Source organism: Edaphobacter sp. (assembly GCF_028283685.1).
In the GTDB taxonomy this organism is placed as follows: domain Bacteria; phylum Acidobacteriota; class Terriglobia; order Terriglobales; family Acidobacteriaceae; genus Edaphobacter.
In genome coordinates, this window is the sequence record NZ_JAPWKF010000002.1 from 81,520 (window position 1) to 103,343 (window position 21,824).

A 21,824-nucleotide genomic window follows, 5' to 3' on the forward strand; every position below is an offset into this window, starting at 1 on the left:
CTGCTGCTTGAAATGGCTAAGGCAGAAGAAGCGTTTCGCCTTCGGCGAGGATGCGAATACGGTCGCTGATGCCGAGCTTGGCGGCCTCTGCCTGTAGCCGCGCCTCGGGCTCGCCCATCGGCTCGCGACCCAGGCGAAAGGCGCCGAAGTGCATGGGAATCATCTGTTCGGCGCCGCAGGCGAGGAAGCCTTGGACGGCCTCTTCGGGGCTGACATGCACGGTGCGATAGCTATCAGGAAAGTAAGCCCCGATGGGAAGCAGGGCCACGCGGGGATGGAGCCGCTGTCCGATCTCGGCGAAGCCATCGAACCATGCCGTGTCGCCGGAGTGGTAGACGGAGTGTTCTCCGGACGAGATGACGTAACCGCCGTAGCCGCGATGCGTGTCGCGAAACATGCGCGCGCCCCAGTGGCGGCACGGGGTCATGGTGAGAGTGAGATTGCCGATATTCATCTGCTGCCACCAGCTCAAGGTGTGAACCTGGCGAAAGCCGTGGGAGGCAACGAGATCATCGACTCCGGCGGGGACGACGATCTCCGGAGCGTGGTATCGAGCGCGGCGGTTGGAACGCAGGATGAGGCGCAGAGATGCGAGATCGAGATGATCCATATGCGCATGCGTGACCAGCACAAGGTCGATAGGGGGCAACTGGCTGGGTAACGCTCCGGGGTGACTTTGTCGGCGGAGCAGGATGAGGCGGCGCGAGAAGACGGGATCAATCAGGACGTTTTTGCCACCTATCTGCAGGAAGAAAGACGAGTGACCGATGAAGGTGATGCCAAGTTGACCCGGGGATACAAGTTCTGGAGGACGCGGATCGCCTGTGATTGGCTGCTCGTGGCTCTCGCGCACCAGTCGCCAGAGCTGTCCAAGCTTGGTGAGGACAAAGGGACGTTGCTGCCAGAGCCGACGTGCGTAGGCGTTCACTTCCACAACTCCAAGGATAGATGCATATTCTCGGGCGCGAGATTCTCCCCGTGATGACCTGCAGGGCCGGTTTGGCATCTCAAGCGAAGGAATTGATGCACATGCAGGCAGTCGCCATGCGCAGGAGAGGAAGATTCTTTGCTTTCAGGCCCATATCACGATGGAGCGCAAGGCGTCGGCTTTACGGAGGCGGCGCCGCAGCGGGTGTGGGACTATATCTCCCGCTCGCCCCTGCGTTCGTTGTGGGATCTGGAAGGCACGCCAGTGCGCGTAATCGTACGTCGTACCTGGCAATCTTTAAGGGATGACAACCTGCTGGGGCGTTCCGCCGAACTGGGCTTCTTTTTTTTGTTCGCCCTGTTTCCGACGCTTTTCAGCGCGAGTTCGATCCTGGGGCTGGCGGCGCGCTCAGCATCAGAGATCTATGCCAGTCTGTTGGCGTACCTGGCACTCGTGGTTCCCACCTCCGCCCTCGGCATGGTGTTGGCTACATTCAATGAGACGACAGCGAATGCGACCTCCGGCAAATTGACCTTCGGTCTGATCGCCTCGGTCTGGTCGGCGTCGGTGGGTATCTCCGCGATCCAGGATGCGCTCAATACGGTGTACAAGCTACGGGACCAGCGATCGTACTTCCGCGCGCGCCTTTCTGCGATTGCGTTGACGGTCGTGCTCTCGGTGCTGGGCACCTTGACGTTGACCTGTATGCTCGGCGGCGATTTTTTTGCAGCGTTGGTCCATGCGAAACTGGCGAGTCCTTTTGCCGCGGCTCTGGTGGCGCTGCTGGTGCGCATGGTGGCATGGACCCTTGCGGTGGCGCTGCTGATTATGTCTTTTGCCGTGATCTATTACGGGGCTCCGGGGGTGCGTGCGCGTAGGTGGCACTGGTTGACGCCCGGCGGCGCACTCGGAATTTTGGGCTGGCTGATTGCTTCGCTCATGCTGCGCCTCTACCTGCATTTTTTCAACTTTTACTCGCTCACCTACGGTTCTCTAGGGGCTGTGATCATCCTGCTGATGTGGTTTTATCTGACCGCGTTCATGCTCCTGCTTGGGGCCGAGATCAACAGTGAGATCGAGGCTGCAGCGGCAGAAAGATTCCTCGCAGGAAGCGGTGAGCCGGTGCCGGAGCTAGGCGACGGAATTGTGTGAGGCCGGTTACAATCGCAGCACGCGATGAATCTTTATGCTGCCGTCCTTGCCGCGATTGTCTTTGCTCTGTTGACTGTTTCGCTTGCCCGCCTGGGTAAGGTCAAGACTAAAGCCGATTACCTGGTCGCAGGACGTAGTCTTCCGGCGTTTGTCCTGGTCTTCACGCTGCTCTCTTCCTGGATCGGTTCCGGGTCGCTGCTGGGGGGCGCGGAGAACGCGTACAAGCATGGCTTTGTTGCGTTATGGCAGGCTGCCGGGGGATGGGCAGGCCTGCTGCTGATCTACTTCATCGCTCCACGCGCCCGGAAGTTCGCTCAGTACACCATTCCTGACCTGCTGGAGGCGCGATACAACCAGACGGCGCGTGTTCTGGGTGTGATTGCGATTCTGCTAACCTACACCGCGATCACCAGCTACCAGTTCATCGGTGGCGGCGACATTTTGCACCTGATCTTCCCTCAGATGATCACGCCGATTATGGGCCGCTATATTCTGGCCGCCTTCGTCATCGTGTTTACCTCGATCGCCGGAATGTCGTCGGTAGCCTACATGGACCTGTTTATCGGCCTGCTGGCGACGTTCACCATGTGTCTTGCGCTGCCGATGCTGATTCATAAAGCCGGTGGGTGGGAGGCGGTGCATGCTGCGCTTCCGGCCTCGCACTTTACGGTTTTCGACGATCTTCGCCCAATCCAGTGCCTGGAGCTGTTCCTGCCGACCTGTCTGCTGTTGCTGGGCAACCAGTCGATGTACCAGAAGTTCTTTTCGGCGCGGTCGGAGAAGGACGCCCGGCGGGCGGTGGTGGGCTGGATCATCGGGACGGTCATCCTGGAGTCGGTCATTGTGGCGATTGCCGTAACGGGATCGGCGCTCTTCCCCTCCGGAGAAGTCAGCAAGGCTCCGCGCGAGATCCTGGCCTACTGCGGACTGCATGGCTTTGAGAACGCTTCCGCTCCCTTGCGTCTGCTGGGCGCGTTGCTGATGGGGGCGATCTTCGCCAAGATCATCTCCACGGCCAATAATTGGCTGTTTTCCCCGGCGACGAACCTGGTCAACGATATCTATGTCCGATACATGCAGCCGGAGGCCTCCAATCGAAAGATTCTGATTGTGAGTCGTCTGATGGTGGTGTTGTTAGGCCTATGGTCGCTTTTTCAATCGCTTGGAACAGAATCGGTCTTGAAGAAGGCACTGTACGCCTACACGATCTATTCGGCTGCACTGACGCCGGTGATTCTGGCGGCATTCTTCTGGCGTCGGGCGACCTCGGCGGCGGCGGTCGCCAGTATTGGGGTTGGAACCGTGGTTACCGTGAGCTGGGACTTTGTCGCGCCGCACCTGCCTCAGGTGATCGGGGAGCGGGATGCGATCTTTCCGGCGCTCGCGGCGTCACTGGTATGCCTTTTTGTGGTCAGCCTGGCAGGACGGCAGGATGGAAGAGACGTTGGAGTTGTCTAAGGGATACTCTCGTTGGGGGAACTCTCGTTATGCAGATGCACCGAAAGGACCATCGACGAACTCTTCCGCTTGGGTTAATGTTTAGGGAAAACCGCCAGTGCGACAGAATAGCCGGATCGCGCAGCCTCTATCGTGAGCTAAAGGGAAATCCAACACAGCCAGACTAGATGAATATCCAGCTCATTCCCGATCTGGCTGCAATGGCTACATTGCTCGCGATCCTGTTTGCCCTAAGGCGCCGCCATCCGCAACAGGGCGTTGAACTGTGGATCATCGGGCTGGTGTTCATCTTTATCGAGGCGATCGCCCACGTCTTCTATACCAAGTCCGGCCCCCAGCATATTCCAGTGCATATTGTTGCGCTTGATGCCTATCTTGCTGCTGGCATGTTCTTTTTATGGGCCGGTGCCAAGGATCGTTGCCCGCGACGGCCGACGCTGACGTATCTGCTGTTCACGGCGGTTCCGCTGATGGTTCTCCAGACGATCTATGCCATGGATATCTATCGCCCGGGCCCCTATCGCGCGGTTGCCCTGACCGGGATCATGCTCGCGATTGTCCTACCCTTTCTTGCGTTACGATCGTTGCGAATCGGCAAGGCATGGTGGTTGATTCCTCTGCCTCTTGCGATCTGGATACCGTCGTGGCTGTTCGCCTCTGCGGGAATGTACCGCGATGCGGCTTACATTGCGTTATTTGTGGTCTATCTTTCGGTCGCTATTGTCTTTTACGGCAGCCTTCCGCGACAGAGTCTCGGCCGTATAGCGATTGTTACGGGCTTTTCGATCTGGGCCTTCGTGTTTCTGCTGCACTCCTGGGTGACGGCCAGGCCTCAATACAACAGCATAGCCGCGGCAATCTGGGACTGGCAGAAGTTTCTGGTCGCAATCGGGATGCTGCTGGTTATGCTGGAGCGGCAGGTCGCGAGCAATGAGTGGTTTGCCTCGCACGATCAGCTGACGGGACTGCCCAACCGGCGGCTCTTTGAGGAACGGCTGGAGATGGCTATCCGCAATGCGCGGCAGAGCGGTAAGCGTATAGCCGTGGTCATGATCGACCTGAATGGCTTCAAGGCCATCAATGATTCTTTGGGGCACGAGGTCGGCGACATTCTGCTGCAGCAGATCGGTGATGCACTGCGCGAGGCAATCCGTCCCACGGATACGCTGGCGCGGCTCGGCGGCGATGAGTTCATTATCGTCTCGGTCGATCTCCCCGTGGAAGTTCCTTCGGCCAGGATCGTAAACTCAAACACGGATCGGATCGTCGATGCCTTCAAGAAGCCATTTCGCATCCTTGATCATGAATTGATGGTGAAGGCGAGCGTCGGCGTTGCCATCTACCCGGACGATGCTGGCGACGAGGTGCTTCTGCGACGTTTGGCTGATCAGAGGATGTACGAACAGAAGCTGCGGATGTCTGCATTAATAGAAGTTGAGGCGTAAGCGAAAAAAGAGTGCTATTTTTGCTCTCTTCGTTCGTCATATGAGTAGAAAATTTGATTTCTTCCTGTCGCCTGGCAGGGAGAGAGCCCACATACAATAGAGCCACAGGAGATTGTTCATGGCCACCGAGCCCATCACGCAGGAAGTTTTCGAATCGTTACAGCTTATGGCTTCGTTTGTTCTTAACCCGACCGAGTCTGTCGTGTACGAGGAAGTTCTCGCTGCGCCCAGCAGCCTGGATGACGATGAGGATGAGTACGACGAAGACGAAGACGACGAAGAAGATGATGAAGAAGACGACGACGAGGATGAAGACGAGGACGACGACTTCGAGGATGAAGAAGACGACGACGTCGAAGATGACGACGATGAGGATGAAGACGAAGAAGAGGAAGATGGCTACTACGACGACGATGATGATGAAGATGAGGACGAGGATGACGACGGCTACGACGACGATCTTCCCCGCGTCCCTCGCACCCGCCGTATGTAGTCTGTAGACATCAGGCAGAGAGCGCCGCGCCCTTTGATCAGGCGCGGCTTCTGCTTTTAGTAGCCGTGCTCGGAGACAATATTTTCGAGCGGCTCGCCTTCGATCATGCGTCGTACCTGGGTGGCCGCAAAGCGAAAGCCGCGATGAATAAACTGTGGTGTCGAGCCGGCGACGTGCGGTGTGATCAGGCAGTTGGGCGCCGACCACAGGGGATGGTCTGCGGGAAGTGGCTCGGGATCCGTGACATCAAGCGCAGCGCTGATTCGACCTGACTGGAGCGCGTCAACAAGCGCTTTGGTGTCGACGACCGGACCGCGCGCCGCATTCACCAGCAGTGCGCCGGGCTTCATCATCGCAAGTGCCGATGCGTCGATCATGCCGTGAGTCTTCTCCGTCAGCGGTACGATCATGACGACGATATCGGCCTGCGGAACAAGATGCTGAAGTTCGTTGATCGGGTGGACCTTGGGTGTGTGCTTTGCGCTGCGGGCGACTCGAAGCATATTGACTCCGAATGGATGAAGGCGTGCCTCGATGGCAGCTCCAATCGAGCCGTATCCGACGATGAGGACTGTTTTATCGGCGAGATCGTCGCCGAGAACCCGATAGAGACCGGTCTGAACGCCACCTTCGCTGAGGAAGCCGTCTTTGACGGAGGCCTGTCCGGCCCACTCGCCTTTGGCATGAAGTGCGGCATAATGCGGGAACCGTTTGACTGAAGCCAGGATGGCGGCCAGAACCCACTCCGAGGTGGAGATGTCGTGAATGCCGCGGCCGTCGCAAAGAGCGATGTCTTTCGGCAGCCACGGCAGGATCCAGTCGACGCCTGCCATGAGCGACTGCACAACCTTGACATCGCGGAGTCGCTTGAAGGTCTCACCTGCATCCCTTCGTGCGAAGGGAAGAATCCAGAAGTCCACATCGATGACCGATGTGGTGTTTCGAGGAATGCGGATAATCTCGGCTTCTGGGGGGAAGACGGACAGAAGCTCGGACGCTATGTTTTCATCGACGCCAACTCTTACCATGTTCTTGAGTGTGCATGAAGCTATGGCAAATAGGAAACCTCCCACAGTGAGCCCTGATGCTGGTGCCGTATGATTGCGGGAATGAAAAAGCAGGTTGTGGCTCAGGGCAGCAGTCTTTCATCTCCGATCGAGCGGATACGTGGTGTTCGACGGATTGATCGGACGACGGCATCGCTGGCCACGAGCGATTTGGCGCGGGAGATCAATCGCGATATCGTCCTCGAGTTCATTCGGTTCAATCAGCCGGTCTCACGTGTCAACCTGGCCCGGCTCTCTGGCCTGCAGCCGAGCACAATTTCGGCGATCGTCGACAGCCTGCTGCAGGAAGGGTGGGTGAAAGAGGGCGAGATCGTGCGTGGTTCGCGTGGCCGCCCTTCGACGATGGTTTCGATCAGTGACGACGTAGCGATCTTTGCGATTGACCTGCGTCCGGATCGAGCGATTGTTGCTGTCATCGATCTGACAGGGAGGTTGCTGGCACAGGAGACGGTGCCCGTGGGGGCGCGTCCTGAAACAGCGGTGAAGCGGCTTCTCCTCTGCATAGGCAGGTTGCGCGAACGTTTTGCCGCAATGCGCTTTGAGGGCGTAGGCATCAGTGTTCCGGGGCGCGTCGATCCGGCGACGCAGCGCATCCTGATGGCCCCCAATTTGAAGTGGCACAACTACGATCTAAAAGGTGCGCTGGAAGAGAAGTTGAAGCTGCAGGTGGAGCTGGATAATGACGCCAATGCCTGCCTTGCTTCGGAGCTCTGGCATGGCAGCCTGGATGGTATAGGCAGTGCCGTACTTGTAGCCGTGGGTGAGGGAGTCGGTGCCTCGATCTTCTCCGGTGGCCAGCTGGTGTATGGCTTCAATGGTCTGGCGGGGGAGATAGGGCATGTCCCGATCGATCCTGAGGGGCCGAGGTGTGGCTGCGGCCAGCGCGGGTGCTGGGAGGTGTTTGCGTCGTCGCGGACGGCTCTGGAGCGCTACCGCAAAATGGCGCCTGAAGAGGAGATTGCCGACATAGAAGAGCTTCTGACGCGTGCCAGGGAGGGTGACAAGGCCGCAGTCAAGGTGCTGGCAGACCAGGCGACGGCGCTGGGCAGGGGATTGCGCCTGATTACGGCCGTGTTGGCGCCGGAGTTGATTCTGATTGCAGGAGAGCTGACGTCAGTATGGCCGATGATCGAAGGCCGTGTTCGCAAAGAGCTCGCGGCCCGGATGCTTGCAGGGAAGCCTCCCCGGCTGACGCCGGCGGGAGATGCGCGCTCGGCTCGGCTGAGCGGCGCGGCTGCCATTTTGCTGCACCGTCACACGTACTTTCACCGTTCGACGCACGATGGAAAGGCATTGCCTGCAAGAGAGGCTTCCATGGCCCCTCGGCAGTGAATTACGACTTCTTAGGTCGTCATTGACAAAGCCCAAACGCGGAATTTATTTTTTGTGCAGAAATAAATATTTTTCCCTGCTTTTTCTGAGCATCCGCAAAGACGAGAGTGAGTGTTATGTATCTGGGGATCGATTGTGGAACGCAGGGAACGAAAGCCCTTCTGATTGACGAAGCGGGTGTGGCCGCAGGCCGGGGCTATGCGCCTCATGCCCTGATTGAGCGCGAAAATGGCAGGCGCGAGCAGGAGCCACGGTGGTGGGTCGAAGCCCTGAAGGCTTCGGTTCAGCAGGCGCTGGCCGCTGCTGGGCGAAACGACGTTCAGGCGATCGGCATCTCCGGCCAGCAGCATGGCCTGGTCGTGTTGGATGACCATTTCGAAGTCATCCGTCCAGCGAAGCTCTGGAACGATACTGAGACGGCAAAGCAGAATGCTGAGATCGTAGCGATGCTTGGTGGCCCGCAAGCGATGATGGAGCGCTTCGGCATCCTGCCGCTGACCGGCTACACCGTCTCGAAGCTGCTGTGGCTGAAGCAGGTAGAGCCGGAGAATTTTGCTCGCGTACGTCACATACTTCTTCCGCACGAGTATCTGAACTTCTGGCTCACCGGCCAGATGTGCGCCGAATATGGTGACGCGTCGGGTACAGCCTATTTCGATCCGCGCACAAGGACATGGGCACGGGAGATTCTGGATGCGATTGACGGCGGCAGCGGGCAGCTGTTTGCTGCATTGCCGAAGCTTATCCAATCCGATGAGATTGTTGGAACGGTGCTCCCTGAGATTGCGGCTGAGCTTGGAATCAGCGAGGGCTGTGTGGTGTCTCCCGGCGGTGGGGACAACATGATGGGCGCCATCGGCACGGGGAATGTGCGCGACGGTGTTGTGACGCTGAGTCTGGGAACGTCATCGACGGTTTATACGCATATGTCGGCTCCTTCGACGGATCGTAGCGGGAACGTGGCGCCGTTCTGTGCCTCGTCGGATGGCTGGCTGCCGCTGGTATGCACGATGAATGCGACCAACGTGGTGACGCAGACGCTGCAGGTTCTGGGGCGGACGGTGGCCGATATTGAGCCTGCGCTTGAGGCGACGATGCCGGGTGCAGGAGGGCTCACGTTTCTCCCCTTCCTGCATGGAGAACGCACGCCTGATCTGCCCGAGGCAAAGGGATCGCTGGTGGGTATTTCGGCAAATAACTTCACGCCGGAGAATCTGGTTCGTGCCGTGATCGAGGGCGTCAGCTTCGGTGTGCTGGAAGGGCTGAATCTCATCCTCGAGGGCAAGAAGGCAGAGGTCATCTACGTCATTGGTGGCGGCTCGAAGTCAAACGCATGGCGTCAGTTGCTCGCGGATGCGACCGGCGCCGTGATTGAGGTGCCGGTCGAGGAAGAAGCAGGCAGTCTCGGCGCTGCAATCCAGGCTATGCAGGTCGCTTCGGTTCATAGCGGTGCCCCGGTAAGCTACGAAGAGCTGGCCCAACGCATGGTGAAGGTGGCTCCGGGCAGGACGATGCGGCCGAACGCAGAGCGTGCCGCAGGATACGATGCAGCCAGAAACACGTATCGCCGAAGGCTGAAAGAGCTTTATTTTTCGAAGTAGAAGATGCAACGGTTTGAAGCCGATTGCGCGAGACGTGGGACGCTAATAAACGAAGAAGGATCGAGGGTTGACGATGGCGCGGCAGATGACATTTGGACTGATTGTTGGAAATCGTGGGTTCTTCCCGAGCCACCTGGCTGCGACGGGCCGGACGGAGATGATCGCCGCGATCGAGAAGCAGGGACACAAGGTGGTGGTCACTTCTCCTGAAGAGACGTCTTTCGGTGCGGTGGAGACCTACGAGGAGGCCAAGATCTGCGCGGCACTGTTCAAGAAGCATGCTGCGGAGATCGACGGCATCATCATCACGCTGCCGAACTTCGGCGAAGAGCGTGGAATGGCCGATGCCCTGCGACTGGCAGACCTGCGCGTGCCGGTGCTTATTCAGGCGACGCCCGACGATGCCGGTAAGATGAGCATTGCCTTCCGTCGCGACAGCTTCTGCGGCAAGATGTCGATCTGCAACAACCTGCGCCAGTACGGCATCAAGTACACGCTGACCACGCTGCACACCGAGGCCCCTGCGTCGCCGGAGTTCGAGAAGGACCTCCAGACCTTTGCCGCGACCTGCCGCATTGTGCGCGGCTTCAAGAATCTTCGCATCGGCGCGATCGGCGCTCGTCCTGCGGCCTTCAACACGGTGCGTTACTCAGAGAAGCTGCTGGAGAACAGCGGCATCACCGTCGACACGCTGGACCTGAGCGAGGTCTTCGGCCGTATCGCCAAGCTGCCCGACACCGATGGCGGGGTGCAGGAGAAGCTGGCCGCGATCAAGAGCTACCTGCCGACGAATAACACGCCTGAGGCAGCGCTGATCAAGATGTCGAAGCTGGGGGTTGTGATCGACGGCTGGATGAAGTCCAACGACCTCGATGTGACCTCGGTGCAGTGCTGGACCTCGATGGAGGAGTTCTTCGGCGTCGTACCGTGCACGATTATGAGCATGATGAGCGAGAAGCTGCTGCCCAGCGCCTGCGAAGTCGACACGATGGGAACGCTGTCGATGCATGCGCTGACCCTGGCGAGCGAGACGCCTTCGGCGTTGCTGGACTGGAACAACAACTACGGCGGCGACCCGGACAAGGCAGTCTGTTTCCACTGCTCCAACCTGCCGAAGCACTTCTTCCGCGAAGGCGGTGTGAAGATGGACTTCCAGCAGATCATCGCTGGAACGGTCGGCAAGGAGCAGACCTACGGCACGCTGGACGGCAAGGTGAAGGCTGGCGCGATGACTTTCGCCCGCTTCTCGACCGATGACTTCACGGGCAAAATTCAAGGTTACGTCGGCGAAGGTCACTTCACCGACGATGCGCTCGACACCTTTGGTGGAGCCGGTGTCGTTCAGATTCCGAACATGCAGAAGCTGCTGCGGTATATCTGCGAGAACGGATTCGAGCATCATGTTGCGGCAAACTTCTCGCACTGTGCCGCAGCTGTCGAAGAGGCCGCAAAGAACTACCTTGGCTGGGGGATGTCGGTCCACGAGTAACTGCCCGATTGAGGATGAGGAAGAAGCGCACGGCAAAGAAGCTGTGCGCTTCTGCTTTTAAGGCAGCCACTGGGACCTGCCGGTGTCCACTTTTGGACACGTGAATGCGAGGGTGAACAGTCCGGAACGAGTCAGTTCCAGCAAGTAATTGAAAATAAATAGCTAATCTTGGCATGCCAAGTGCTTTCTATTTATGCCGTATGGACATTCAAAGGCCAGACCTTAAGAAAAAGAAGCAGCAGCGACAGTGGATCGCCGGCGGTGTGCTGGTGGTTCTCTTGGCAGTGGTAGCGTTGTTTATCTCTCGGCTTAAGCCTGCGGCGCCGACGGTGGATCGTGCGACGGTGTGGACGGACACGGTCAAGCAGGGGCCGCTGCTGCGTCAGGTCCGCGGGCCGGGTTCGCTGGTTCCGCGCGAGGACAGGATTCGGCTGATTCCGGCGGAGACCGAGGCGACGGTGGTCAGGATTCGCGTGCTGCCTGGAGCCAAGGTGCAGCCGGATACGGTGCTGATGGATCTGGTCGATCCCACGGTGCAGCAGGAGTTGCTGGACGCGCAGCTGCAGTTGAAAGCGGCACAGACCGACCTGATGAACGTGAAGGCAAAGCTGCAGAGCGACCTGATGACGCAAAAGGCTGGCGCAGCGACGGTGAGCGCCGACTTTCAGCAGGCAAAGCTGCAGGCGCAGACCGATAAGTCTCTGTATGACCTCGGCGTAATCAGCGGCCTGACGTATAACGCCTCCAAGGGCAAGGCCGATGAGCTGACGACGCGCGATGGGATCGAAAAGCAGCGACTGACCGTTAATGAGAGGGCAATCGAGACCCAGGTCGCGGTGCAGCAGACCAAGGTGGAGCAGGCGCAGGCCATGCTGGCGCTCAAGCAGAAGCAGCAGGACGCTCTCAGCGTGAAGGCCGGCATCAGCGGCGTACTGTCGGATATGCCGCATCAGGTTGGAGAGCATGTTGCGCCGGGAACGACGCTGGCTAAGGTCATCCAGCTGGACCAGTTGAAGGCGAGTCTGAAGATCGCGGAGACGCAGGCGCGGGACATTCAGATTGGCCAGCCGTCGGAGATTGACACGCATAATGGCGTGATCGAAGGCAAGGTGATGCGAATTGACCCCGCCGTAGTGAACGGAACGGTCACGGTTGACGTAGAGCTAAGTGGCGCGCTGCCGCAGGGGGCGCGTCCCGACCTGAGTGTGGATGGAGAGATCGATCTCGATCGTCTGGCCAATGTGCTTTACGTGGGCCGTCCGGCGTTTGGGAACGAGAACAGCACGATCAGTCTCTTCAAGCTGACTCCAGACGGCAAAGGAGCAGTCAGAGTTCCGGTCAAGGTTGGTAAGGCGTCGGTCAACGCGATCCAGGTGATTGAAGGATTGCAGGCAGGGGATACGGTGATTCTGTCGGACATGAGCCGCTGGGATAACACAGACAGGATTCGCCTCGAGTAGGGGAGACATAAGGAGAGAGCAGATGGCAGAGATGATTATCGAGATCGAGCAGCTGACGAAGGTCTTCTACACCGATGAGATCGAGACGCACGCGCTTTCCGGCGTGCACATGCAGATTGAGCGTGGCGAGTATGTGGCGATGTCGGGTCCTTCGGGCTGCGGCAAGTCGACGCTGCTGTCGATCATTGGCCTGCTGGACACGCCGACGGGCGGACGTTATCAGCTGAACGGCAAAGAGGTCGCGAACCTCGACTTTGCTGACCGCTCGCGGATTCGCAATCAGGAGATCGGCTTTATCTTTCAGAGCTTCAACCTGATCGGCGATCTGAGCGTGGCGGAGAACGTCGAGCTGCCACTTACCTATCGCACGGGCATGCCGGCTGCCGAGCGCAAGAAGCGCGTACAGGAGTCCCTTGAGCGCGTGAATATGGCGCATCGCATGCGGCACTATCCGGCGCAGCTCTCTGGCGGTCAGCAGCAGCGCGTTGCTGTGGCCCGTGCGTTGGCGGGTTCACCGTCGATCCTGCTGGCGGACGAGCCTACTGGAAACCTGGACTCGAAGAATGGCGAGGCCGTGATGAAGCTGTTGAAGGAGCTGCACGATGAAGGAGCGACGATCTGCATGGTGACGCACGATCCCCGCTTTGCCGCGCACGCCGAACGCCAGATTCACCTCTTCGATGGCAAGGTCGTGGCCGAAGGAGAGCTCAGTCAACTGATGGCCGAGGTGTAGCCATGATGACGTATTTGGATGAGATGAGACAGACGATGCACGAGATGCCGTGGACGGCTGCCGGCGTGCTGCTGGCAGTCGTGTTCGGCATGGGGCTGCATGGCGCAATCTTCTACGAGGCGGACGGGAAGAACCTTCGCTTGGTGGCGGATCACGATGCCCCCGCGAGGACCGGTCATCACGCTTCGCGTCTGCTGCAGCGCATGGAGTCCATCGTGGACTGCGGCGAGGAAAAGATTCCAGGCTTCACCGTGGTCGTTGGGCTGAATGAGTACACCGTGGAGTTGAGTGTTCCGGTCGCCGGCATGCGTGCCGCACTTGTGGATGCGCAGATGAAGTTTACGCAAAGCTTTGGCGCGTATCGGCGCAGCATGGCATAGATCGATTTCAGTAACGAAGTGCGTGAGTTGAGAGGAAGTGTGCGATGAATCGACTGATCCAGGACATCAGGTTTGCGCTGCGTCAGCTTCGTAAGGCCCCTGGCTTTACCATCACGGCCATCCTCACTCTGGCGCTCGGAATTGGAGCCAATGCTGCCATCTTTACGCTGGTGCACGCCGTGCTCCTGCGCAATCTTCCCGTGGCGGACCCGACGACGCTGGTGCGTATCGGCGATCGCGACGATTGCTGCGTGAATGGCGGCGTCCCAGACGACAACGACTATTCCATCTTTGCTTCGGAGCTGTACCAGCATCTGCGTGACAACACGCCGGAGTTTGAGCAACTGGCAGCGGTGCAGGCTGGTATCTGGAAGGGAAATCTCACGGCCCGCAGCAAGGGCGCAAGTTCGTTGCCGAAGCCTGCGAGCGGAGAGATGGTTACCGGCAACTACTTCGATGTGCTTGGCCTCAAGCCGTTCGCAGGACGCCTTTTGATGCCGTCTGACGACAAGCCCGGCGCTCCGATGGGCGCGGTGATGAGCTATCAGGCGTGGCAGCGGGACTATAACTCCGATCCGTCGGTAGTCGGTAGCACGTTCATCCTGAATACGTATCCGGTGACCATCATTGGCATCACGCCGCCTGCCTTTTACGGTGACCGGATGACGGATAGCCCTCCCGACTTCTACATCCCGATGGTTCTGGAGCCGCAATTTGGTCCGGCACATCCGACCAGCCTGCTGCATGGCCGTGGATCGAATTGGCTTTATCTTCTAGGCCGGGTCAAACCGCATACCGATCTTGCTCAGCTGCAGGCGAAGGTGAGCGGATCGCTGCGTAACTATCTCGCGACCCTGCCGCTGTACCAGAAGAAGGATTTGAACAAGAGCCTGATGGAGTCACACGTCGTACTGACGCCGGGTGGTGCTGGTATCGCCAACATGCAGCAACAATTCGGCAAAGGACTGCGGCTGTTGATGACGGTCTCGGGGTTGGTGCTGTTGATTGCATGCGCCAATATCGCGAATCTTGTACTCGTGCGCGGTATGGCGCGGCGTGCGGAGACCTCGATCCGCATGGCGCTTGGAGCGCAGCGCAAGCGGCTGATCCGCCAGATGCTGACGGAGAGTGTGCTGCTGTCATGCCTGGGAGGGTTTGCAGGTCTCGTGGTCGCTTATATCGGCACACGACTGTTGCTTGTGATGGCATTTCCGCGATCGACAGATCTGCCGATCGATGCGAACCCATCGTTGCCGGTTCTTGGCTTTGCCTTTCTCATCTCGCTGCTGACAGGACTGCTGTTTGGTGTGGCTCCGGCATGGATAACGTCGCATGCACAGCCTGCGGAGGCGCTGCGCGGCTCCAATCGGACGACCAGCGATCGCTCGGGTATCGTGCAGCGCTCGCTGGTGATTTTGCAGGCGGCGCTGTCGCTGGTTCTGCTGGTTGGCGCGGGGTTGATGGCGAAGAGCCTGATGCGATTGGAGAATCAAAACTTCGGAGTGATCACGGACAATCGGTATGTCGTTCATGTCAGCCCTGAGAATGCGGGATTGAAGCAGGATCAGCTCCAGGGTGTCTACGACCAGATCGAACAAAATCTAAAGCAGATACCAGGAGTGGAGAAGGTCTCTCTATCGCTCTATACACCGCTGGAGGGCAATAACTGGGGAGAGGGAGTTTTCCTGCAGGGGCGACCGGAGCCTCGCATGGGAGATCAGGTTGGGGCCTCCTGGCTGCGCGTCAGCCCGGATTACTTTGACATCGTTGGCCACCACATCGTGCGTGGACGCGGCGTTACGATTCACGACACGGCGACGTCTGCGCCCGTGGTCGTTGTGAATCAGGCGTTTGTGAAAAAGTTCTTTCCCAATGGCCAGGAACCGCTTGGCGCGCATTTCGGTGTCTCCGGAATGGAGAGCGTTGGTGACTGGGAGATCGTTGGCGTGGTCTCGGATGTGAAGTACAACAATTTGCGGAATCCTGTTCGGCCGATGTACTTCCGTCCGCTGCTGCAGGTGGCCCATACCAGTCCGGAGGGCGACGTCCGTTCTCTGTATGTTGGAGCGATCATGATCCAGACCAAGGGAAGAGTCGATGGCCTGGAGTCGCAGGTTCGCCATACGCTGGCCAATATTAATCCCAACCTGACCGTCGTTCGGTTTATGACATTCGGCGAACAGATCCGTGCACAGTTCGATCAAGAGCGCTTGCTGGCGCAGCTGACTCTGATGTTCGGTATCCTTGCGTTGATCCTGGCATCGGTAGGTCTGTACGGTGTGACGGCTTACTCGGTGGCAAAGCGTACGCCGGAGATTGGTGTGAGGATGGCGCTGGGGGCTAGCCGTGGAAGCGTCGTCTCCATGGTGTTGCGCGAGGCGATGATGCAGGCTGGAATCGGCCTGGCGATTGGTATCCCCGTGGCATGGATGTGTGCGCGCTTTGTTCAATCGCAGCTGTATGGGGTGGGCGGGCACGATGCGATCGTGCTTGGCGGAGCAGTGTTGACATTGACGCTTGCTGCCAGCCTTGCGGGATTGATTCCAGCGCAGCGAGCCGCCTCGACCGACCCAGTGAAAGCCCTGCGGACAGAGTAGGCATAACGAAACAACGAACGAAGCCGGACGAATGTGTCCGGAAGGCAAGACACGCATTTAGGGAGTCAACGTGATTGAGTTGAAGAATATCGAGCGCAGTTACAAAGCGGGGCATAGCGAGACATGGGTATTACGTCGCGTCGCGCTGACGTTTCAGCCGTGGGAGTTTGTCACCATCATGGGGCCTTCAGGTGCGGGCAAATCGTCGTCTGTTGAATGTGCTGGGCATGCTCGACGATCAATGGCGGGGCGAGTTTTATTTTGAGGGCTCACCGGTGCATGCGATGAACCGCAAGCAGCGTGCTGAATTGGCCCGTCAGCGCATCGGCATGGTGTTTCAGAGCTACCACCTACTGGACGATCTGACGGTGGCGGAGAACATCGATCTTCCGTTGTCGTACAAGGATATTCCACGCTCCGAACGGCAGGGCATGGTGGCCGATACGCTCGATCGTTTCAACATTGTCGGGAAGAAAGACCTGTATCCGCACCAGCTGTCGGGCGGACAGCAGCAGCTGGTGGGAATTGCGCGAGCGATGATTCACAAGCCCGCCCTGCTACTAGCTGATGAACCCACAGGAAACCTGCAGTCCAAGCAGGCGAAAGAGATCATGGAGATGTTTCGACAGCTGAATGAGCAGGGCACGATGATCGTGCAGGTGACGCACTCCGAAGCCAACGCAGAGTACGGTACGCGCACCATTGAGCTGCGTGATGGTTGGGTCTACTCGGACACTGCAGGCGAGGCGCAGGCCGCCTCCGAGGAGGTGCAGCTGTGATGATCTGCCGTCTTGGAGTTGTGGCATTCCTTATTTCGATCTCCGCGGCGACGTGGGCCCAGAGCTCTTCTGCTGACAATGTGCCGGCTGACCCTGTGCTGCGGCTTGATATTCCGCATTCGGACAATCCGTTTAATACCTATCGCGCGACGACGGTTCCAAAGCCAAACCTGGCGAATACGCCGCGCATCGATACGATGATCCGTGATGGCGAGCTGGAGCTGAGCCTGAAGGACGCTATTGCGCTCGCGCTTGAGAATAATCTCGACCTTGCGATTGCACGTTACAACATCCCTATTGCCGAGGCCGATATTCTGCGCACACGTGCTGGTGCCTCGTTCCGAGGTGTGAATACCGGTGTCGTGCAGAACACACCAGGAGGTGGTGCCGGCGGCTTTGGTTCAGCAGCCAGCGGTGCAGGCGCTGGTGGAACTTCGGGCGGCGCTGGCGGTGCCGGATCGGGTGCTTCGGGTCTTGTACAGTCGACATTGGGCACAGGAACTACTGTCTCGTCCTATGATCCGGTCCTTACGGGCAAGTTCAATATTGAGCATTACACCGTTCCCTTATCGAGTATCGCTATCTATGGCGTACAGACGTTGCAGCAGAACACGACGACAGGAAATATTGCCTACTCGCAAGCATTTCCGACTGGAACATCCATATCGGCTGAGTTTCAGAACAATCGTGTGGCGACAAACAGCCCATATAGCTATCTCAATCCAACGCTGAATACTTATTACCAGGTCGCACTTCAGCAACAGCTGCTTGCGGGGTTTGGTTTTGGACCGAATCTGCGCTATCTCCGTATCGCGAAGAATAATCAGAAGATCTCTGACCAGGCCTTCAGGCTGCAGGTCATCACAACGATTACGCAGATCGCCAACATGTACTGGGATCTGGTTGCGGCGTATGAAGATGAGCAGGTAAAGAGCCGCGCGCTGGACTTCGCCAAGCAGACGCTCGACAGCGGGCAGAAGCAGCTTGCGCTGCAGGCGATTCCAGCGATGGACGTCATGAAGGACGAGGCCGAGGTTGCGAATCGTGAGCAGGATTTGACCATTGCCAAAGCGACGCTGCAGTTTCAGGACCTGCTGATCAAGAATGCATTAACAAAGAATCTCGACGATCCAACTCTGGAGGCGATGCCGGTGAAGCCTACCGATTCCATTGCGGTCGACACCAGCCAGGACGCCCCGACCTCTTCGACTTCGACCGAGGACAGCATTGCGCTTGCATTGCGCGACCGCATTGAGCTTAGTGAGTCGGATATCGATCTTGAAAACCGTCGTATCAGCAGAAGTGCAGCGCGCAACGCCCTGCTTCCCTCGGTGGCCTTGACGGCGTATTACGGCGGGTCGGGTCTTGCGGGACCGCCTAATCCGTCGGCAGAAATCTCTTCGACTTCACCGGTGAACTGGGGCGGAGCGGTGAAGAATGCGCTCAATAATACCGCTCCGGACTACTATGTTGGTCTTTCAGTGAATGTCCCCATTCGCAACCGCGTGGCCAAGTCGGATCAGTATCGTTCGGAGCTTGAGACCAGGCAGGCAGAACTGCGTATGCAGCAGCTGAAGAAGCAGATTCGCATCGAAGTTCGCAACGCGCAGTATGCGCTGGAGCAGAGCCGAGCACGTGTTGAGGCGGCACGCAAGGCGCGTGAGCTTTCGCAGAAGACCTTCGATATTACGAAGAAAGAGCAGGAGTTGGGGGCGGGTTCGAACCTGCAGACGCTGACGGCACGGCGCGATCTTTCCGCCGCCGAGTCTGCACTGGTTGCGGCGATGACTGCGTTCCAGAAGGCGAAGATCGAGCTGGATCGCTCCATTGGGACGACACTCGATGCGAATAAGATTTCGATAGAATCAGCCAGAGCAGGCGTCGCCCCAGGCGGCATGTAACGAAAGAGGACGGATGGCGACGCAGACCATAACGAAAGACGCACGGCAGGCAAAGAACGAGATGCCGTGCAGACTGCTAGTCGCCGATGACCAGCCGCATATCCTCGAGGCGGTTCGCCTGCTGCTGAAGCCCGAGGGCTACGAGATGGAGCTGGTCCGAACGCCGGCATTGGCGCTCGAAGCCCTCACGCGCGAAAGTTTCGATGGTGCACTGATCGATCTCAACTACACGCGTGATACCACGTCGGGCCAGGAGGGCCTGGAACTGGTGGCCCGCATGAAGGAGTTGGAGCCGCATCTGCCTATTGTCGTCATGACGGCGTGGGGAAATATCGACCTTGCTGTGGAGGCGATGCGACGAGGCGCGAGCGATTTCATTCAGAAGCCATGGGAGAATGCTCGTCTGCTGAACGTGTTGCGAACGCAGATGGAGCTTTATCGCAGCCAGCGTCGCACGCAGTGGCTTGAGGCGGAGAACAGGATTCTGCGAGCAGCCGGAGCCCCGGACTTTATTGCATCGGCCCCCGCCATGCGGCCAGTGGTTGAGACGATGGCGAGGATTGGGCCTTCCGATGCCAATGTGCTGATCACGGGCGAGCATGGCACGGGCAAAGAGGTTGTCGCGCAAACGCTGCATCGTCTTTCATCGCGCGCAGATCGTACGCTGGTGGCGGTGAACACGGGTGCTTTGCCCGAGGGAACTTTTGAGAGCGAGCTCTTTGGCCATGTCAAAGGAGCCTTTACCGACGCGCGTGCTGACCGTATCGGACGCTTTGAACTGGCGAGCGGGGGTACGCTCTTTCTGGATGAGATCGCGAACATTCCGGTGCGTCAGCAGGCCAAGTTGCTTCGCGTGCTGGAGACAGGGGAGATGGAGCGCGTAGGTTCTTCAAAGACGCAGCGGGTCAATGTTCGCATGCTCTCTGCGACGAACGCCGATCTGCGGGTAGAGTGTGGAGCCGGACGCTTTCGCGAAGATCTGCTCTTCCGCCTGAACACGGTCGAGATCGCCCTCCCTCCGCTGCGCGAGCGGAGGGAGGATCTCCCGGCTCTCGCGGCGCATTTTTTATCGCGATATGCCACGCGGTATCGCCGCCAGATGGAAGGTTTCGAACCTGCTGCTTTGCAGCAGATGCTGCATTATGGCTGGCCCGGCAATGTGCGAGAGTTGGACCATACGATTGAGCGCGGCGTGTTGATGGCGCGCAATACCCGCATCGAGGTGTCGGATCTGGGGTTGCAGGTACAGCGAACCAGTAACACGAACAGTCTCGACGAGATGAGTCTTGAGACCGTGGAGGCTCTGCTGATTCGTAAGGCGCTGGCGCGCGCGAATGGTAATGTAAGCCATGCTGCGGAGGCGCTCGGACTAAGCAGAGGAGCGCTGTATCGCCGCATCGAAAAGTATGGCCTCTGACCAACAGTCCGTCGCGCCTCCGCTCAAGCAGCTCCCTCTGCATCGGTCCGGCAAGAAGCTGAGCTTTGAACGGCGTCTCCGCCTGTGGTTTTACCTGATAGGGCTCCCCGGCTTGCTGTTGAGCTGGAGCCTGCTCTCCGCCTACAGCGTCGACCGTGCCATCGCAATCATTCTGCTCGTACTTTATGCGTTTGTGTGGATGTTCCTGGTTTCTGTGATGCTGGAGCAGATCACACGGCCGTTACAGACGCTGGCCAATGTCGTCGCTGCACTGCGCGAAGACGATTACTCGTTCCGAGCGCGGGGCGCCAAGCGCAACGATGCGATTGGGGATCTTGCGCTGGAGATCAACGCTCTGGCAAATCTGCTGCAGACGCAGCGTGCCGGGGCGCTGGAGGCGATAGCTCTGGTGGAGCGTGTCGTGGACTCCATGCATTCTCCCGTAATGGCATTTGACCTGGCGGGAAGGCTCAAACTACTAAACGCCGCTGCCGAGAGAACCTTCTCGCTCAAGGCCAGTGTTGCGCTGGGGCGTACCGCGAAGGAGCTTGGTCTCGAACGTCTATCCGAGGCCTCCGATGACGATTTGTTGCCTCTGGAGAACGGTCAGGCCAGTCGATGGATGATCAAGCGGGCAGGTTTTCGCCTGCGCGGCATCCCGCACACCCTGCTGGTACTGGCAGATGTGAGCACGGCACTGCGTGAAGAAGAGCGCATGGCGTGGAAGCGTTTGATCCGTGTTCTGGGGCACGAGATCAACAACTCGCTAACGCCGATTAAGTCGATCGCAGAGAGTCTGCGCGTGCAATTGGAGCGAACTGTGGCGGAGGAGCAGCGGGAGGATTTTGTTCGTGGTCTCGAGGTGATCGAAGACAGGTCCGAATCGCTGAACCGATTTCTTCAGGCCTATCGCCAGCTGATGGGACTGCCTGCACCGAAGACTGCGCCTGTGGTGGTAAAGGAGTTGATCGAAAGGGTCGCAAAACTGGAGACCAGGCTGCGTGTGGAGGTCAAAGAAGGACAAGGCATCACGATGCTGGCGGACGGTGACCAGCTGCAGCAGGCACTGATCAACCTGGTGCGCAATGCGACGGAGGCGGCGCGAGGGCCGGAGGAAGAGCATGCGCAACAGGCCTGCGTCGAAATTGAATGGTTCACCACGGAGAATGACGTGGTGATTGTGATCGCCGACAACGGCCCAGGGCTAACGAATCAGAGCAATCTCTTCGTGCCGTTTTATACGACCAAGCCCAATGGGACGGGCATCGGACTTGTGCTGGCGCAGCAGATCGCGGAGGCGCACGGCGGTATGCTGCGATTGTACAATCGCACAGACAAGTCGACAGGATGCATAGCAGAACTTCGACTCCCGCGAGCGATGGACGGAGCGTCGTTGAATCAGCCCAGGAAGCTATTTGAAAGCTCTGTCCCCAGATGAGTCGATATGTGGCCTCTACCCGACCCAGTCGACGCTGAAGACGGCACAGCAAAACGAGGCACTGGCGTCGTCCACCGTATAAGGTGAAGAGGGCTCCTTAAGCGAGGAAGGTCTTGAACTGGAACGCCATCTATACCGGATGGTCTGTGAACGA

Annotated in this window: 17 protein-coding genes; 15 read left to right on the forward strand and 2 right to left on the reverse strand. The window is 58.6% G+C overall.

Annotated elements, in window-relative coordinates; all coding sequences use genetic code 11:
* Positions 1-16: 16 nt before the first annotated feature.
* Positions 17-928 (reverse strand): MBL fold metallo-hydrolase, encoded by a 912-nt coding sequence (locus PW789_RS04230; protein ID WP_299371896.1) that lies wholly within the window; start codon positions 926-928, stop codon positions 17-19.
* Between the two features lie 204 nt (positions 929-1,132).
* Between PW789_RS04230 and PW789_RS04235 the strand changes: the two genes are divergently transcribed.
* The 4 genes from PW789_RS04235 (at position 1,133) to PW789_RS04250 (ending at position 5,476) form a co-directional block, all read left to right on the forward strand.
* On the forward strand, positions 1,133-2,080 hold the full coding sequence (locus tag PW789_RS04235) for a YihY/virulence factor BrkB family protein (protein ID WP_299371899.1): 948 nt from the start codon (positions 1,133-1,135) through the stop codon (positions 2,078-2,080).
* 24 nt (positions 2,081-2,104) lie between these two features.
* Positions 2,105-3,538 (forward strand): sodium:solute symporter, encoded by a 1,434-nt coding sequence (locus PW789_RS04240; RefSeq protein ID WP_299371902.1) that lies wholly within the window; start codon positions 2,105-2,107, stop codon positions 3,536-3,538.
* A 200-nt stretch (positions 3,539-3,738) separates the two neighbouring features.
* On the forward strand, positions 3,739-4,983 hold the full coding sequence (locus PW789_RS04245; protein WP_299371905.1) for a sensor domain-containing diguanylate cyclase: 1,245 nt from the start codon (positions 3,739-3,741) through the stop codon (positions 4,981-4,983).
* A 118-nt stretch (positions 4,984-5,101) separates the two neighbouring features.
* Positions 5,102-5,476 carry a hypothetical protein gene (locus tag PW789_RS04250; protein WP_299371907.1) on the forward strand — a complete coding sequence of 125 codons (375 nt, stop codon included), beginning with the start codon at positions 5,102-5,104 and terminating at the stop codon, positions 5,474-5,476.
* 56 nt (positions 5,477-5,532) lie between these two features.
* On the opposite strand, the gene PW789_RS04255 is transcribed toward PW789_RS04250, so the two are convergent.
* Positions 5,533-6,504 (reverse strand): 2-hydroxyacid dehydrogenase, encoded by a 972-nt coding sequence (locus tag PW789_RS04255; RefSeq protein WP_299371910.1) that lies wholly within the window; start codon positions 6,502-6,504, stop codon positions 5,533-5,535.
* Positions 6,505-6,585: 81 nt separating this feature from the next.
* On the opposite strand from PW789_RS04255, the gene PW789_RS04260 reads away from it, so the two are divergent.
* The 11 genes from PW789_RS04260 (at position 6,586) to PW789_RS04310 (ending at position 21,670) form a co-directional block, all read left to right on the forward strand.
* Positions 6,586-7,875 carry an ROK family transcriptional regulator gene (locus PW789_RS04260; RefSeq protein WP_299371913.1) on the forward strand — a complete coding sequence of 430 codons (1,290 nt, stop codon included), beginning with the start codon at positions 6,586-6,588 and terminating at the stop codon, positions 7,873-7,875.
* 116 nt (positions 7,876-7,991) lie between these two features.
* Complete coding sequence (gene xylB, locus PW789_RS04265; RefSeq protein ID WP_299372039.1) at positions 7,992-9,476, forward strand: xylulokinase; 1,485 nt, start codon at positions 7,992-7,994, stop codon at positions 9,474-9,476.
* A gap of 73 nt (positions 9,477-9,549) precedes the next feature.
* Positions 9,550-10,965, forward strand: a complete 1,416-nt coding sequence (locus PW789_RS04270; protein ID WP_299371916.1) for an L-fucose/L-arabinose isomerase family protein — start codon at positions 9,550-9,552, stop codon at positions 10,963-10,965.
* 200 nt (positions 10,966-11,165) lie between these two features.
* Positions 11,166-12,425 carry an efflux RND transporter periplasmic adaptor subunit gene (locus tag PW789_RS04275; protein WP_299371919.1) on the forward strand — a complete coding sequence of 420 codons (1,260 nt, stop codon included), beginning with the start codon at positions 11,166-11,168 and terminating at the stop codon, positions 12,423-12,425.
* A gap of 22 nt (positions 12,426-12,447) precedes the next feature.
* Positions 12,448-13,158 carry an ABC transporter ATP-binding protein gene (locus PW789_RS04280; protein WP_299371922.1) on the forward strand — a complete coding sequence of 237 codons (711 nt, stop codon included), beginning with the start codon at positions 12,448-12,450 and terminating at the stop codon, positions 13,156-13,158.
* 23 nt (positions 13,159-13,181) lie between these two features.
* Complete coding sequence (locus PW789_RS04285) at positions 13,182-13,538, forward strand: hypothetical protein (protein ID WP_299371925.1); 357 nt, start codon at positions 13,182-13,184, stop codon at positions 13,536-13,538.
* Between the two features lie 44 nt (positions 13,539-13,582).
* Positions 13,583-16,135 (forward strand): ABC transporter permease, encoded by a 2,553-nt coding sequence (locus PW789_RS04290; protein ID WP_299371928.1) that lies wholly within the window; start codon positions 13,583-13,585, stop codon positions 16,133-16,135.
* 191 nt (positions 16,136-16,326) lie between these two features.
* Positions 16,327-16,914 (forward strand): ABC transporter ATP-binding protein, encoded by a 588-nt coding sequence (locus tag PW789_RS04295; protein ID WP_299371931.1) that lies wholly within the window; start codon positions 16,327-16,329, stop codon positions 16,912-16,914.
* Positions 16,914-18,815 carry a TolC family protein gene (locus PW789_RS04300; RefSeq protein WP_299371934.1) on the forward strand — a complete coding sequence of 634 codons (1,902 nt, stop codon included), beginning with the start codon at positions 16,914-16,916 and terminating at the stop codon, positions 18,813-18,815. The genes PW789_RS04295 and PW789_RS04300 overlap by 1 nt, the downstream gene beginning before the upstream one ends.
* A gap of 13 nt (positions 18,816-18,828) precedes the next feature.
* Positions 18,829-20,232, forward strand: a complete 1,404-nt coding sequence (locus PW789_RS04305; RefSeq protein ID WP_299371937.1) for a sigma-54 dependent transcriptional regulator — start codon at positions 18,829-18,831, stop codon at positions 20,230-20,232.
* Entirely contained in the window at positions 20,222-21,670 is a 1,449-nt protein-coding gene (locus tag PW789_RS04310) for an ATP-binding protein (RefSeq protein ID WP_299371940.1), read from the forward strand. Before PW789_RS04305 ends, PW789_RS04310 begins: the two co-directional genes overlap by 11 nt.
* The last annotated feature ends 154 nt before the right edge of the window (positions 21,671-21,824 follow it).